At 49.1% G+C, this 15,544-nt stretch carries 14 protein-coding genes; 4 read left to right on the top strand and 10 right to left on the bottom strand.

The features are described 5' to 3' along the window. Window positions 1-10: 10 nt before the first annotated feature. The 7 genes from INP79_RS02780 to INP79_RS02750 all read right to left on the bottom strand — a co-directional run bounded on the left by INP79_RS02780 (window position 11) and on the right by INP79_RS02750 (window position 5,894). A complete protein-coding gene (locus INP79_RS02780; RefSeq protein WP_194752825.1) occupies window positions 11-481 on the bottom strand; it encodes a hypothetical protein in 471 nt (156 codons plus the stop codon). Then, window positions 478-1,221 carry a prepilin-type N-terminal cleavage/methylation domain-containing protein gene (locus INP79_RS02775; RefSeq protein ID WP_194752824.1) on the bottom strand — a complete coding sequence of 248 codons (744 nt, stop codon included), beginning with the start codon at window positions 1,219-1,221 and terminating at the stop codon, window positions 478-480. Before INP79_RS02775 ends, INP79_RS02780 begins: the two co-directional genes overlap by 4 nt. 16 nt (window positions 1,222-1,237) lie before the next feature. Beyond that, window positions 1,238-1,858, bottom strand: coding sequence for a type II secretion system protein (locus INP79_RS02770; protein WP_194752823.1), 621 nt, complete (start codon window positions 1,856-1,858; stop codon window positions 1,238-1,240). A gap of 33 nt (window positions 1,859-1,891) precedes the next feature. Further along, on the bottom strand, window positions 1,892-2,344 hold the full coding sequence (locus INP79_RS02765) for a Tfp pilus assembly protein FimT/FimU (protein WP_194752822.1): 453 nt from the start codon (window positions 2,342-2,344) through the stop codon (window positions 1,892-1,894). Between the two features lie 28 nt (window positions 2,345-2,372). Beyond that, window positions 2,373-2,798 (bottom strand): type II secretion system protein, encoded by a 426-nt coding sequence (locus tag INP79_RS15565; RefSeq protein WP_194752821.1) that lies wholly within the window; start codon window positions 2,796-2,798, stop codon window positions 2,373-2,375. Window positions 2,799-3,006: 208 nt separating this feature from the next. After that, on the bottom strand, window positions 3,007-4,221 hold the full coding sequence (locus INP79_RS02755) for a type II secretion system F family protein (RefSeq protein WP_194752820.1): 1,215 nt from the start codon (window positions 4,219-4,221) through the stop codon (window positions 3,007-3,009). A gap of 20 nt (window positions 4,222-4,241) precedes the next feature. Next, window positions 4,242-5,894, bottom strand: coding sequence for a GspE/PulE family protein (locus tag INP79_RS02750; RefSeq protein WP_370583214.1), 1,653 nt, complete (start codon window positions 5,892-5,894; stop codon window positions 4,242-4,244). A gap of 142 nt (window positions 5,895-6,036) precedes the next feature. On the opposite strand from INP79_RS02750, the gene trmL reads away from it, so the two are divergent. The 4 genes from trmL (at window position 6,037) to INP79_RS02730 (ending at window position 13,300) form a co-directional block, all read left to right on the top strand. After that, window positions 6,037-6,501: a tRNA (uridine(34)/cytosine(34)/5-carboxymethylaminomethyluridine(34)-2'-O)-methyltransferase TrmL gene (gene trmL / locus INP79_RS02745; RefSeq protein ID WP_194752818.1), complete on the top strand. Its 465-nt coding sequence runs from the start codon at window positions 6,037-6,039 to the stop codon at window positions 6,499-6,501. 938 nt (window positions 6,502-7,439) lie between these two features. Then, window positions 7,440-9,620 (top strand): UvrD-helicase domain-containing protein, encoded by a 2,181-nt coding sequence (locus INP79_RS02740; RefSeq protein WP_194752817.1) that lies wholly within the window; start codon window positions 7,440-7,442, stop codon window positions 9,618-9,620. A gap of 28 nt (window positions 9,621-9,648) precedes the next feature. Continuing rightward, window positions 9,649-11,403, top strand: a complete 1,755-nt coding sequence (locus tag INP79_RS02735) for a PglL family O-oligosaccharyltransferase (RefSeq protein WP_194752816.1) — start codon at window positions 9,649-9,651, stop codon at window positions 11,401-11,403. A gap of 112 nt (window positions 11,404-11,515) precedes the next feature. Next, complete coding sequence (locus tag INP79_RS02730) at window positions 11,516-13,300, top strand: GGDEF domain-containing protein (protein WP_194752815.1); 1,785 nt, start codon at window positions 11,516-11,518, stop codon at window positions 13,298-13,300. A 29-nt stretch (window positions 13,301-13,329) separates the two neighbouring features. Here INP79_RS02730 and INP79_RS02725 read toward each other — a convergent pair whose 3' ends face one another. The 3 genes from INP79_RS02725 to INP79_RS02715 are packed head-to-tail and all read right to left on the bottom strand — an operon-like array spanning window position 13,330 to window position 15,459. Further along, complete coding sequence (locus INP79_RS02725) at window positions 13,330-14,115, bottom strand: BPSS1780 family membrane protein (RefSeq protein WP_194740400.1); 786 nt, start codon at window positions 14,113-14,115, stop codon at window positions 13,330-13,332. Window positions 14,116-14,147: 32 nt separating this feature from the next. Then, complete coding sequence (locus INP79_RS02720; protein ID WP_194752814.1) at window positions 14,148-15,074, bottom strand: homoserine kinase; 927 nt, start codon at window positions 15,072-15,074, stop codon at window positions 14,148-14,150. A 40-nt stretch (window positions 15,075-15,114) separates the two neighbouring features. Beyond that, complete coding sequence (locus INP79_RS02715) at window positions 15,115-15,459, bottom strand: DUF2782 domain-containing protein (RefSeq protein ID WP_194752813.1); 345 nt, start codon at window positions 15,457-15,459, stop codon at window positions 15,115-15,117. Window positions 15,460-15,544: the final 85 nt, after the last annotated feature.

The following is a 15,544-nucleotide window of genomic DNA, read 5'->3' as shown; positions in this document are numbered from 1 at the left end:
TCAATTCCTGTTAATTACACTCTTCTGCCACCGTGCCTGGAGGAGCGCCAGGATCTAGGTATAAGCATCGACTAAGTGTGACAGCGATTTGTCGCTCTATACGATCTTGTGCTCCTACCGCCCCTATCGAGGCAGTGGAGGTGATGGCATACATGCCAATATCCTGTGTATTGCCTTTGTCTTTTGGTACGGTTCGGCTGCATGTTAACAACACAGTAAAATTATTAATTGTCAAAGTTGTTGGAGAAGCAATACAGGATTTCATGGCATTTGTACCCGGCCCCAACACCTGATAAGCCGCCCACTCCACCCCTGCCCTGGCGGCCAAATAAGCATTGGCACCTTGCACGTCCTGAATGGTGCCCATTTGCGCCAGCAACGACAACCGCATGGAATACCCAACCAGTGCTGCAAGAGTCACCAGTAAAAATATTGCCACAGGCAACATAAAACCCTTTGCGCGATAAGCAATACTTTTCATGGCGAATTCACCACATTAATCAAATTAACCAATCTGGCCACGCCGCCGTTTTTGGCGAGCGTCAATTGCGCAGTGAGCACGCTGGAATGCTGCATCACGCCTTCCGTATAGGTAAAACTACACTCAGTCACATCCTCAGCAACAACATTGGCCGTCAGTCCATTAAAGTTAGCCACACGCCCGGCGGCGATAGGGATATTTGAATACATCACCAAACGGCGATTAGGAAGATCGCAGGCATAGATAACGGCGCCATTTACCACGTAAAATCGGCCGCCCGGTGACGCAAATGGGAAAAGTGCGCCTGTATATGTGACCGAACTTGCGTTAGCACTCACTGGCCGAATATTGGTGCCGTCATACACATCGGCCCCCGCTATGCCCATGTTATAAATCACCAGTTGGTCATTGGCATCCACATTCACCATCGGCCCTAATACATCCAGTGTGAGACTGCCCGCATCGAAGTCCTCCTGCTGATAACGGCCACCGGCTTTAATCGGCACAAACTGCACATAACTACCGGAGCCACCCGGCACCCACACGCTGTTAGGCAACGCATTACGAATATCGCGCGACATACGGCGCAAGGAAATATCGGCACGGTCGGCCAGCTCGTAATAAGCTTCAGAATTCACATATGCCAGGACAGAGTTTTTAATAAAACTGACTGAGATACCGCCCAGAATGGCCATGACGACAATGACAATGACAAGCTCCACCAAGGTGAAACCAGACATAGAAAAACCCGGCTGCTTACATGCGCGGCGCATAGCGAACCTTAAAGCCAGTGAGGCGGATTGTTGTGCTGGCAGGGCCATTCACCGTCACTACAATTTTTAATACCGCATCGGCAGGAAGGCCTGCAAAAGCACCCGCCCCACCCGCCTGTGTAATGGCAACAGCCGCTGAATAAGCATTTAAGCCTGCAATTGCGGTTGCATCCCCAATACGGCAAATACCCGTGCAGCCACCACCCGGCATGGTAAAGCCGCCATAATCAGCGACATTATCAAAAGGGTTTGCTGCACCGTAGCGACTCTCGGTCGCCGGGCTCGGGCCATTTAAATTGGCTTGCGAAGTGGTGCAATCAGCCGTGCCATTCGCCGTAGATGCATTGGGATCATCTGGATCGCAAAAGGTAAAAGGCATTTGCTGGATTTCTTGCATGAGTGATTCAGCGATCGCGATCGCCTGCTTACGTGCAAGCGGGTCGGCGGAGTGTCCACTCATGAAAGCCAGGGCACCAATCACACCAGCAATGGCAGTTGTCACAATCACAATAAACACAACCATCTCAACCAGCGAAAAACCATAATGGTTTCTGATGCTGGGCAGCATGTGTTTATTATTTTTGTGGTTACCTGTTTTAGTCATATGCATCACCCGGCCACTTACCAGATGGTTTATTTAGCGAATGTAGCCTGTATTTTTCTCGATATTAATGGTCACCGTCTGGTTAGTATTTTTTCTATTAATGACACTATAACTTGCAGCCTCATCTGGCACGGCACGCCCAAGCCCATCAAACCCCAAACCCGCATTGGATGAACCAATGTCCACATTTTTAGAGCTTGTGAATACATAGGCACCCGCCGTTTCGGGGTTTACAACAGGTTGAGTACATGCCGCGTCAAAACACAGCTTAACCACATCGGGGATAGCGTTGGTATGCATCACAAACACCTGCTTGCGCTGGGCGATTGCCGTTTTTTGCGCATATCTGAGCGTAGATGAAAGTAAACCCGCGTCACCGCGGGTTTCGAAAATGTCGCCACTTGCAAACTTTGGGGCAGCCATCGCAGCCATGACCGAAAGTACAGCAATAACTACAACAAGTTCAACAAGTGTAAAGCCTCTCATTCTAATCAGCTTACATGCTGCAACCCAATTATGAATTGCATCCGGCCGTTTGTGAAACGCCTGCGTTGCCAGTTAACTCATCATAGTTGACAGTGACTGTACATGTGCCAGAACCTTTAGAGAAAGAACCACTGCCTGCAGATGTCTCAGTAAAATCACCAGTATCTTGTAATGCCGATTTAATGCTAGCTTTCACTGGCCAACCTGTAGAAGTGCTCACCGTTACACTGGCACCATCCATGTTAACGTTAGCCCCTGAACTACCACTAGCAATCCATGAAGCTCTAGCCATATTTGCAGCTGACCTAATCGATGCCTGCAAACCTGCACCCGTCGCAACCAGCGCCTTACTTTGAACATTTACAAACCTTGGCAAGGCTGTTGCTGCCAAAATACCTAATACCGCAATGACTACAACCAATTCAACCAGTGTAAAGCCAGCCTGTTTTTTCATCTTTAAACTCCTAATCAAAATTCCCTGTAATTAATGCACAGGTTAAAACTGTGTTAACCAACCAAAAGCAAAAATTGTGCCAGACAATTTTGGTCCATATTTATATCTGCTAAATACTGAACCATCATCTACATTATTGGCAATAGTCGCTACTTAGCCCCTACTAATTTAGATGGCATGCATTGGCTGCAGCCATCTCATTAAATCATTAGCTGCCCTTCAGCATCACTGAACTCATATCCCATATTGGCAGGAACACGCCCAGCGCCAATATCAACACTAATATTCCCAAAAAGATAATCAGAATAGGTTCAATTTGAGCCCCGAGTGTTTTAACGTCATATTCCACGTCAGCTTGATACATGTCAGCAATTTCTTGCATTAAATCATCCAGCGAACCAGACTCTTCACCCACCGCAATCATCTGTAAAACCAATGGATTAAACACACCGGTTTGGGTGGCAGTTCTAAGAATGGTTTCCCCCCGCTCAATGCCTGCAGACATACTTAGAATCTTGGCAGCGAGATAGTCATTTTCAACGGTTTGTGAAACCAAGCGTAAAGCCGAAAGAATCGGCAAACCACTACGTGTCGATAAAGCAAAGCTACGTGCGAACCTAGCCATAGTACCTTTAAAGATAATTTTCCCAGCAATAGGAATACGCATTTTGTAGCGATCCCATTGAGAACGTCCAGCACTTGTACTCGTGTAAGATTTGAACATCCAGACCGCCCCCACAATTATGGCAATTAGCACAAACCAGTAATTACGCATAAAACTAGAGAAGGCAATCAGTACTTGGGTAATGAATGGCAAATCAGTATGCATACTAGCAAATACTTTTTCAAACTGTGGAATCACCATCACATTAATGACAACTATGGCAATCGCCATTGCACTAAGCACAAATATGGGGTATTGCAAGGCAGATTTAATTTGGCCGCGCATAAAGCGCTCAAACTCGATGTGCTGCGCTAGCCGCAGAAAGATATTATCCAGGTTACCCGTACCTTCGCCGACACGGATCATGCTGATATAAAAACCATCAAACACTTTAGGGTGTTCTGTCATGGCGACTGACAATTCGCGGCCAGAGTCCAAGCTCACTCTGAGTTGACCGACAACCTGCGCAAGCTTGGCATTTCCAACTGAACTTTGAATACCTGCTAAGGCGCGCATAATCGGGATGCCAGCCTTAAGTAAGGTATACATCTGCTTGCTGAATAGCATGACATCGAGGCTAGTGACTTTTTCTTCAAATAAATTAAAGGCAACGGCACCAGCCGCTTTTTGCTTGATTTCAATCGGGGTAATTCTGGAGAGTATAAGTGCCGCGCCTAATGCGTCAAGGTCGGCCGCTTCTTGTACGCCGCTGACCATCATGCCATCGTCGGTACGTCCTTTATATTCAAACATTGGCATAGGCGTGGCTTTTTAAAGGTTTACTCTTCAAACTGATTGTCGACACGCATGATTTCATCGAGCGTGGTCTTACCATCTATCGCCAGTTGCAATGACTGGTCGCGCAGGGTTTTTCCCTTGAGTCGCTCGCGCGCTTTTTTGATGAAGACATTGGTATCCGGCATATTCGCGGCCATCGCCAGTTCATCGGTCATTTCCAAAAATTCGTATAAACCAACGCGCCCCAAATAACCGGTGCGGTTACAGTGCTGGCAGCCTTTGCCATGACGGAAATTCGTCACCACATCAGGTTGCTGTATCACCTGGTTTAACCAGACAGACTCAGATTCGGTCGGGGTGTGCTCGACGGCACAATGTGGACAAATGAGTCGCACCAAACGCTGCGCCAGCACCCCCAGCAGCGACATGGCCACCATAAAGCGCGGCACACCCATATCGATCAAACGCACAGGCGCGGTGGAAGCATCGTTGGTATGCAATGTTGATAGCACCAAGTGACCAGTCATGGAGGCACGCAACCCGGTTTGGGCGGTTTCCTCATCACGCATTTCGCCCACCAGCACAATGTCCGGGTCTTGACGCAAAATGGCACGCAACAGTTTAGGGAAGTCCAGCTCGATTTTTTCATTGACCTGCGTTTGGATAATGCCCGGCAAACGATACTCCACCGGGTCTTCCACGGTGATCACTTTGGTTTCCGGCGTATTCAACTCACTCAAGGCCGAATACAAGGTGGTGGTTTTACCACTACCGGTCGGACCAGTCACCAGCACCATGCCACTTGGACGGCCAATCATTTTGCGGAAACGCGCCAGCAAGTCTGGCGGCATGCCTAATTTATCGAGCTGGAAATGTCCGGTGTTCTGGATCAGCAAACGCATCACCACCGTCTCGCCGTATTGGGTAGGCATGGTAGAAATACGCATATCCACCGCGCGGCCCTTGACCGTAAAACCAAAGCGGCCATCCTGCGGCAAACGTTTTTCAGAAATATCCAGACCCGCCATGATCTTGAGACGCATCACCAGCGCAGTGGCAATCTTGATATCCGCCTGGGTCTGAAAGTGCATCACACCATCAATCCTGAATCGGATCAGCAGCTTATTGTCTTGTGGTTCAATATGTACGTCCGAGGCACGCACTTGTACCGCATCTTCAAAAATCGTCTGCAGCAACTTGACCACGGGCGCATCGTCAATGCCCAAGTCAACACCCATCAGGCTAGCAAGATCGGCATTGCTCGCGGCCAGATCCTCTTGCAACTCTAAGGCTAATGATGAGATTTGCTCAGTCTGACGGTAAGAGCGGTCAATCGTCTGCATGAGCAGACTTTCCTGCACGACGACAATATCAATCTCGCGCTTCAGCAACCTGACCAGCTCGTCATACGCATATACATCCGATGGATCTACCATCGCGATCAAAAAGCTGTTTGGACGCTCTTCGAGCAAGATAGCGCGGAAACGGCGCGATTGAACTTCAGGGAGTTTTTGAACCTGTTTGACGTCCAGCTCATACTGGCCCAGGTCCAAAAATGGGATATTCAACTGAGAAGCCACCGCCTCGGCAATCTGCCGCTCATTGGCGTAGCCTTTTTCAGCAATCACGCGGCCCAGGCGTCGACCTGTCTTGCGCTGTTCTTCCAGCGCCTGATCAAGCTGAGCTTGGGTCATGAAATTCTGTCTGACCAGAATTTCACCTAATCTAATTTTCTCGGGACGAGCCATGGCGTTGTAATTATTTATCTATATAGACTTTTCTCGTCTATCATATCACCAACATTCTAACCTTACGTTTGTAAACAAGCTGCAAAAAATGTTTCATATCGTGCTTTTCGAACCCGAAATTCCACCGAATACGGGAAATATCATACGGTTATGCGCCAATGCAGGGGCAAAACTACATTTAGTCAAACCCTTAGGCTTCGAGCTATCCGACAAACACCTCAAACGTGCCGGGCTGGATTACCACGAATACGCCGAACTCACCGTGTATGAAAACTGGGCCCAATGCCAACAAGCACTTCATAAAAAACGCATGTTTGCGCTCACTACCAAAGGCAGTACACGGCATACCGACTTACAATTTAAAGATGAAGATGTGTTTGTATTTGGCCCAGAGTCCCGCGGCCTGCCAGAAGACATTCGTGCCCACTTTGCGCCAGAACACCGCGTCAGGCTACCCATGCTGCCACACAGCCGTAGCCTCAACTTATCAAACTCCGCCGCCATTCTGCTCTATGAAGCCTGGCGCCAAACAGGGTTCCCCGGCGGCGTGTAATCAAAAACGATAGGCAAAAAAAGCCCCGATTAAGGGGTAAATCGGGGCAACAGGCCTCATCGTAAAGGCTTCCGCTCAGGGAGGAAAGAAGCGGAAAGATGATTCATCATCATCGTGCTGATATGAGTCATATGCGTTTTGAAAAGTTCCGATAATTTATTACCATAAATTTAATTGAGTGCAGATCGGCATAGTTATCTGCACTCCGAGTAAGCTAAAAAATCATTCTTTAGTCATCCAGCACTTGCTCATAAACGCTGATTTTTTCGCCTGGATGGCGAGTTACTTTTTTTGCTTGCCCCAAAAAAGTAACCAAAAAGAGGGCACCCAGCCATCACGGCCTGCGGCTCCCTTGCGTTGCTCAACAAAATAAGCCGGTCACGAAACTCATCCTAGCGGGCTGCACACTACGCAGCCCACCGCGGGATTCGGACAGTCGCTCCCTCTACTCTTATTTTGTCTCCGCTACTCAGCGTGATGGAATGGGATTCATCTCGCCAAACTCATATAGTTGAAGTCCAGACGGTTTGAAAACCAGATTCGTTTATTTAAATTATCAACCGTTGCACTCACTTGGTTTTCGGGGTCCCCATCTGCCGCGCCGAGCAACGCAGGGTTGGCGGGGGCAGTCGGCAAGCAACTGTTTGAGCTCCAAAGGAGCGAGTTTTTGATTGCCGCCCGGCAAGCCGAGTAGCACAGGATACAAGCGGAAGCTGGGGTGCATTTCTTTTGGTTACTTGTTCTTTGTGCAAGCAAAGAAAAGTAACTCGCCGAAAAGGCAAAAGAAATCGTCACATCAAAATGCAACGATAAAAAGCAAAAGAATGACTTTTTATTCCCAATCGCGCAAAGACTGAACGCCAGCCAACGCCGTAGCGACAGAGCCACCGACCAAACAATCCATCAAATTCCCCTGCACATCATGCGATAATAATCACATGCAATCTGAAACCAATCTCCTCCAGGGCCTCAACGATAAACAATTGCAAGCGGTCACCCTGCCGCATGTCTCGGCACTGATTCTGGCAGGCGCTGGCAGCGGCAAAACCCGGGTGCTGACAACCCGTATCGCCTGGCTGATTCAAACTGGCCAAACCTCGCCCATGGGCCTGATGGCAGTGACGTTTACCAACAAAGCCGCCAAAGAGATGCTGACGCGTTTGACCAGCATGTTGCCGATTAACACGCGCGGTATGTGGGCAGGCACTTTTCACGGTTTGTGTAACCGCATGTTGCGCGCGCATTACCGTGAAGCAAGATTACCAAGTACTTTTCAGATTCTGGATACGTCAGACCAGTTGTCTGCGATCAAGCGCGTGATGAAGGCGATGAACGTGGATGATGAGAAATATCCACCCAAGCAGGTGATGGGTTATATCAACAGCTGCAAAGAGGAAGGCTTACGCGCCGAAGCGGTAGACGCTTATGACGGCCACAGCCAGAAATTGCGTGAGATTTATGCGGCCTATGACCAACAATGCAACCGCGAGGGCGTGGCCGACTTTGCTGAGCTATTGCTGCGCTGCTACGAGTTGCTGGAGCGCGAGCCACATATCCGCGCGCATTATCAGCAGCGTTTTCAATATATTTTGGTGGACGAGTTTCAGGATACCAACCGCCTGCAATACTTATGGTTAAAGCTGCTAGGTGGCGCGCATAACAGCATTTTTGCCGTGGGCGACGACGACCAGAGTATTTATGCTTTCCGTGGCGCGCGCGTCGGTAATATGAACGACTTTCAACGCGACTTTAATGTACAAAACATCGTCAAGCTGGAAGAGAACTACCGTTCGCACAGCAATATCCTGGATGCGGCCAACGCCATCATCACCAATAACCGTAACCGCATGGGTAAAAACCTGTGGACCTCGGCAGGCAAAGGCGAGCCGATTCGCATTTATGAAGCCTACAACGATACCGACGAGGCGCAGTTTATTGTCGATGAAGTGAACATGCTGCAAAAAGAAGGCGTGCCGCTAGGCGACATGGCGCTGCTCTACCGCAGCAATGCGCAGTCACGTATTCTTGAGCACACGTTATTTTCAGCCAATATTCCCTATCGCGTCTATGGCGGCCTGCGCTTTTTTGAGCGCGCCGAGATCAAGCATGCACTGGCTTATTTGCGCCTGATTGCCAATGCGAACGACGACACGGCCTTGTTGCGTATTGTGAATTTTCCGCCACGCGGCATTGGTGCGCGTGGGCTGGAACAATTGCAAGAAGCCGCCCACCAGAACGAATGCAGCTTATGGCAAGCCGCCACCAATAAAGTTGGCGAAGGCAAGCTGGGCAGCAAAGGGCTGGATGGCTTTGTCGCACTGATTCGCCAGATGGTAGATCAGGGCTACGGTATCACCTTGGGTGAAATGGCAGAAATGGTCATCAACTTGAGTGGCCTGATGGCGCACTACCAGAATGACAAAGAAGGCGAAGACCGCATTGAGAACTTGCAGGAACTGGTCACCGCTGCGGTAGCGTTTAGCAACCGGGATCTGGGCAACCATCACAATATGGAGGAAGATGCCGACCTGCTGACACAGTTTTTAAACCACGCCAGCCTGGAAGCAGGCGATCACCAGGCAGATGTCGGCCACGAGGCTTTGCAACTGATGACGGTGCACGCGGCCAAAGGCCTGGAGTTTCATAGTGTGTTTATCGGTGGCGTAGAAGAAGGCTTGTTTCCGCATGAGCAGGCCGCTTATGAAAATGGAGGCCTGGAAGAAGAGCGCCGCCTGATGTACGTCGCCGTCACACGTGCACGGCAGCGCCTCTACCTCACCTATGCCCAGAGCCGCATGCTGCATGGTCAAGTGCGTTACGGCATTGCTTCGCGTTTTATTGATGAAATCCCGACCGAGCTGACCAAGCGCCTAAATAGTAAACCTGTGGCCAAACCTTATGCCGCAGGCGGCCAATACCACGCACCAGCGGCAGAAGCCAGCAGCGCGCAATCCAATTACCCGTTCAAGATTGGCCAGAGTGTGCGCCATGGTAAATTTGGTGAGGGCGTAGTCGTGAGCTACGAAGGCAACAACAGCGACCTGACGATTAAAGTAAATTTTGGCAGTGCAGGGCTAAAAACATTGATGCTGGAATACGCCAAGCTGGAAAAGATCTGAGACCGTCTACCTCATGTATCAGTCTTTATTGAATCGCCTGACCTCGCCACACACCAGTCTTTTTATGATTGGGGGAATGTTTTGCTTACCATTTATCATTCCCTATCATTACAGCCCTATTCCAAGCTTTTATAATGAGTGGACTGCTGCAATATGTGGCTTATTAGGATTATTAGCACTCTTTAAACCAAGCTTTTGGCACACTCTCCAGCTTCCTAGATCGAGCCTGATATTCTTTGGCTTGCTATTAATCACTAATCTGCAATCACTAATCCATCCACAAGATACGGTATCAAATCTACCACTCATCCAGTCTTATTTGATCTGGGCATTTTTACTGTCGATCCTGGGGCATTATCTTAGGTCCAGCCTAGGGTGGGAGAAATTAGTACCCACCCTCGCTTGGTCCCTGGTCATCGCCGGTGCCTTAAACGTTATTTTTGTTGTTTTGCAGGTTCTGCAAAAAATCGGTATCTACAACGCGATTCCAACACTACAAAGTTACGGCATGCTGGCTCAAAACAATAACTTTGCTGATTTGATTGCGCTAGCCATGATATCGCTATTATTTCTTGGCGAGAAAAAACACTTTCGCCCGCATCTTTCGGTGATCGGGCTTTTTCTCGGACTGTTACTACTGTCTCTCTCCGGTTCCAGAAGCTCAGCACTCTACTTAATGTCAATTCCCCTGTTGAGTTGGTTATTACACAAAAGACAACAGGAAACCAGCACCCATTCTGGCAGACTGCTCAAACTCAGTTTAATGTTATTGCCGACATTCGTTGTTATCCAACTATTATTGGCAAAATACCTTCCCCAAGCCCTGGTACACACCCCGATGATGCGCGCCATAGAGATCATGAATGAGCACCCTCATTCATTACGATGGCAATTTTGGCAAACCAGCCTCTACCTCTTCCAACAAGCCCCATTTTTAGGGACAGGAGTAGGGCATATGCGATGGGAGTCATATTTACTTGTCACCAACTCCACCGCCAATCCTGCCCATATTTTCTTTGAGCATGCCCATAATTTATTTTTTAACTTGCTGGCAGAAATGGGTATATTTGCCTTCATCATCGCCTTAGGTGGTTTATTACTTTGGACCAGAAACTTCTTCCGGGAACATGCATTCCAGCTTGAACAATGGTGGATGATAGCCATATTAAGCATACTCGGCATTCATAGTATGCTTGAATATCCATTATGGTATAGCTTCTTTCTAGGAATATTTGCATTTCTGATGGGGGCTGGAGATGCCAAAACTATTGAGCTCAAGGCCTTGGCGCAGCCTGTGAAAAAATGGTTGTCATGGATACTATTCCTTGTAGTCGCTTATGGATTACAGCAATTAATTTTCATGCAAGTAGGCTATAGCAAACTGGAAAATCAAATAACGATCGCTAGCCAAAAGACGATCACAGACATACAAAAGCAAAGATTGGTTGACGATATGTTATGGGTCAATCAACACACATTATTAGCGCCTACTGCAGAGCTAGTGATTGCGACCCTCTTGTTACCAAACATCAATCAAGCAGCAGATCAACTGAAGCTGGTTGAAAGTGCTGTCAAGTTCATGCCGTTACGCAGAGCCTGCCTCAACTTCATTATTCTGCTGGAATTGAATCAGCAACATGCCGAAGCCCTGCAACACTTGAGAAGAATGCAACAGATATCAGGGACTAAGTTGCAATATTATATTCAGCAATTACCTCTCAAACATGCACAACTGCTTAACGCACTGCTAGCCGAAATAGAGCAAGGACATCCTACGTCATAACAAGACTATGGCATATAGATGCTATATCATTGAATTGGGACTGTCACAAATATTTCATCCACCATTTGCACAACTTAATCAAGAAGCAGTTAAAACAGTCGATACTGCTGGCATGATATATGCCCCTCCACAGCTAGAGGTTGAAGCCATTTTGGCGCAGCGCAATTTGTTGCCGCTGTTTCAACCTATCGTCGATATCAAACAGGCGCGCGTGTTCTCGCATGAGGCGCTGATCCGTGGCCCGGTGGAATCCAGGTTACATTCGCCAATTGCGCTGTTTAATGCCGCCAGCCTGTGTGGTCTGAATATCGAGATGGAGTACGCGGCACGTGAAGTTATTTTTACCGAATATAGCCGCACAGACCGTTCACACCCACTGTTTGTGAATTTCAGCCCGGACTGCCTGCTATTAAACGAGGGGCACTTGTCGTTTGGCTTAACGCAGCTTGAAAAATGCGGACTGCGAGCCAGTGATATCGTGATTGAAATCACCGAAAGCTCGACCATCCGCGATTATGCCGAACTCCGCGATGCGATTCTGCGCTTTAAAGCACTGGGGTTCAAAATCGCACTGGATGACCTGGGTGAAGGGACGTCCAGCTTGCGGTTGTGGTCTGAGCTGTCGCCGGAATATGTCAAAATCGACAAGCATTTTATCGCCAACATACACAACGACCCCATGAAGCTGGAGTTTGTGCGCGGCATCCAGAAAATCGCGGTTGAATCGAATACGCTGACCATTGCTGAAGGCATTGAAACCAAAGAAGAACTGGCAGTCATCAAAGACTTGAAAATAGACTTTGCCCAAGGCTATCTGTTTGGACGGCCGTTCCCCAAGTTCCAATACGCCCTCACCGAGGAAGTCCATAACCTGCTAAATAAAAACATCGTCCGCCTGTTTGCTGACCAGCAAAGTCATGCGTCCAAGCAGGCCACAGTGGTTGGTTTAACCAGCTACCAACCGGCCGCCTTCCCGGAAATGAGCAATGAAGAGGTCTACAACTGGTTTAACAGTGACACCTCGCTCAACTCGATTCCGGTGATCAATCAGCAAGGCATCCCCTTAGGGCTGATCAGCCGCTACGACACCATAGACCGGTTTGCGCGCCGTTACCAAAAAGAGCTGCATGGCAAAAAATCTTGCACTACCTTTATGGATACCCACTGCCTGATGGTGCAAAAAGACATGACGATTCTGGCGCTGAGCGAGCTGATTCTGGCGGCAGACCCTAAGTACCTGCTCAATGGGTTCATGATTGTGGATGGTGAACGCTATGTTGGCATGGGCAGCGGACATGCCTTGCTACGCGAAGTCACCAATATGCAAATTCACGCCGCGCGCTACGCTAACCCGCTCACCTTGCTGCCGGGCAATGTGCCCATTAATGCCCATATTGATAAATTACTGGAACGCCGCATCCCGTTTGTGGCGTGCTATTGTGACTTGGACCACTTCAAACCATTTAACGACGCCTATGGCTATCGCCGTGGTGACGAAGTCATTCAGTTTGTCGGTCGCTTATTGAGCAGTATGGTCAACAACGAACATGATTTTGTCGGCCACATTGGCGGTGACGACTTTGTGCTGATTTTTCAAAGTGATGACTGGGAAACCATTTGCCATGACATTCTGGAGACCATTGCCAAAGTGATGCCAGACTTTTATGACTTGAAAGACGTACAACTCGGCGGCATACGTATAGAAGACCGTTTGGGTAACGAGCATTTTTACCCGTTTGGCAGCTTGTCCATCGGCGCCGTGCGGGCTTGCTCGGACACTTTTGCCAGCCATCACGAAGTGGCTGGCGCCATGAGCAACGCCAAGAAACAGGCCAAAAAGACCATAGGCAACAGCCTGTTTACCGAGCGTCGCAACAAGCAATCGGCAAGCGCTTAACGTGTGAATCAGGCCTAGTTGTGGCGCACTTAGACTTGTGGCGCAGCCCTGAATACATCCTTGTAGCTGATGTACTGGAAAGCAAACATCAGGGCATTAATCACCAGCAAGGCGGCAAATACCAGCAGTGGCATCAGCAATTGTGCCAGCATGGGGATTAACGCGCCCAGGATACCGATCACCAGCCCCAGCCCCAGCATCACCACCAGCATCCCCACAGTCATCACCAGCCAGGAAACGCTCATTGGCACCGTATATTGCAGCATGCCGGCAATACTGGATTTAATCGCCTTAAGCAAAGGGTAGCCATTCAAGGCAATCAGCATGGGGGAAAACCAGGTCGCAATAAACAACGGCAGTAACAGTAGCAATACCTTGACGATAAAAGACAGTGTGTTCTCCAGGAACAGTGTCATTTGCGACTCCGTCATGCCCGCTTTGGTCGGCGCATGCGAAATCAGGGATGCCAACTCGCTACTGAGTAAATAGGTCGCCAGCACGGCATACACCAGACAGCTTGCTCCGAGCAGCACCAAGGGCTTGAAATTCTGTTGTAATTGCTGCCAGACGGCTGGCGGTGACATGCTGCCCTGCAAATCCACTTGTCGATATAACATCACAATCAAGGCCATGCACACCGGCCAGATCACTACCGACACTAGGCCCAGAAACCCGAGCATGGGCAATGAAGGCAGCACCATGAAAATCACGATATAGGCCAGCGAGCACAGCATCCAGACATGTGGCTGTGTGCGGAACAAGGCCAGACTTTCTTTCACCCAGCGTACACCGCGCTGGCTCCCTGTTTCTGTCATGAGTATCCCTTTTTTATGTTTCTACTACTTATTTAAGTCAACACTTTACGATTCAGCAATACCCGCTCGAAATGCGCAGGATCTTTGGCATGCGTCAGTTCGCCGGTCACCGGATAATAAAAATCATACAGGCGCGATAACCAGAAACGCAAGGCCGCACGGCGCAGCAAGGCAGGCCAGTGAGTTTTTTCCGCCACGGTAAACGGGCGCTCGGACTGGTAAGCATTCATAAATGCTGCCAGCTTGTCATCGACAAAATTTCCGGTGGCATCTACGCACCACTCATTGGCAGCAATCGCGACATCATAGGCAAGCACATCGTGGCAGGCGTAGTAAAAATCAATAAAGCCACCGAGTGTATCGCCATCAAACAATACGTTGTCACGGAACAGGTCGCCATGAATGACGCCATGTGGCAACCGTGACAAATCCAGGCCATGCTGGAACTCTAATTCTTCTTGCAGCAGATGTTGCTGTACCGGCGCCAATTTAGGCATCACTTGTTGTGCCGTCATCACGCGCCAGCCCTGCCCGCGCTGATTGTGTGACTGTTCATGAAAATCCAACCCAGCCACATGCATGCGCGCCAACGTTCTCGCCACGGCCTCAATCTGTTTGATATTAGGTTGACTGACATCGCTGCCTTTCAGGCAACTGACCATTAAGGCGGGCTTGCCGTGAATGCGGTGCAAGGCAATGTTATTCTGGTCAGTGATGGGCTTGGGACAAGGAATATCGTGCCGCGACAAATGCGTCATCAAATGCACGAAATACGGCAACTCATCAAAGTCGTTTTTCTCAAACACAGTGAGCACAAAACGCGACTGACTGGTTTCAACAAAATAATTGGTATTGGTGATGCCGGCAGCAATGCCGCGCAGGGTGTGCAATTCGCCAACATTAAAAGGCGCCAGCCACTGGCGCACTTCATCCAAACTCAGGGTGGTAAAAACAGACATAATTATTGGCTAGCCTGCCAGTCAAGACAGGCGATCAGGATTAGAATCGGAACAGGATCCATTTAGGAACAGACAGTGGACGGGTCGGGCCATCATGCACCCAGTCACCATTACGGTCTTCACGGTGCAGATAGTAGGATTTGCCACTCGGTGGCGTCACCTTGACCATATAGACCTCTCCATTCAGGCTGTATTCCTCGATGTCATTTTCGCCATCTTTGCGCTTGTTCACGCTAGGCTGGTCAATCGGCTGGCCTTCAATCACCTTGGGGGGCGGTGGCACCTCTTCTAGCAACTCGGCATCTTTAGGGGCCGCAGCCCACACCGGCATCGCAATCGTAGCGATGCAGATACCTGCCAGCAATAAACGGGAAAAATCACGCATGGAAGACTCCTTAGTCATTAGCGACTATTCTAGCAAAAACCCACGCGCTGGCGGTCACTGCACACATAATAAACTTCTAAAATCG

Source organism: Methylophilus sp. QUAN (assembly GCF_015354445.1).
Lineage (GTDB): Bacteria > Pseudomonadota > Gammaproteobacteria > Burkholderiales > Methylophilaceae > Methylophilus.
This window is presented reverse-complemented; position numbering and strand designations above follow the sequence as displayed.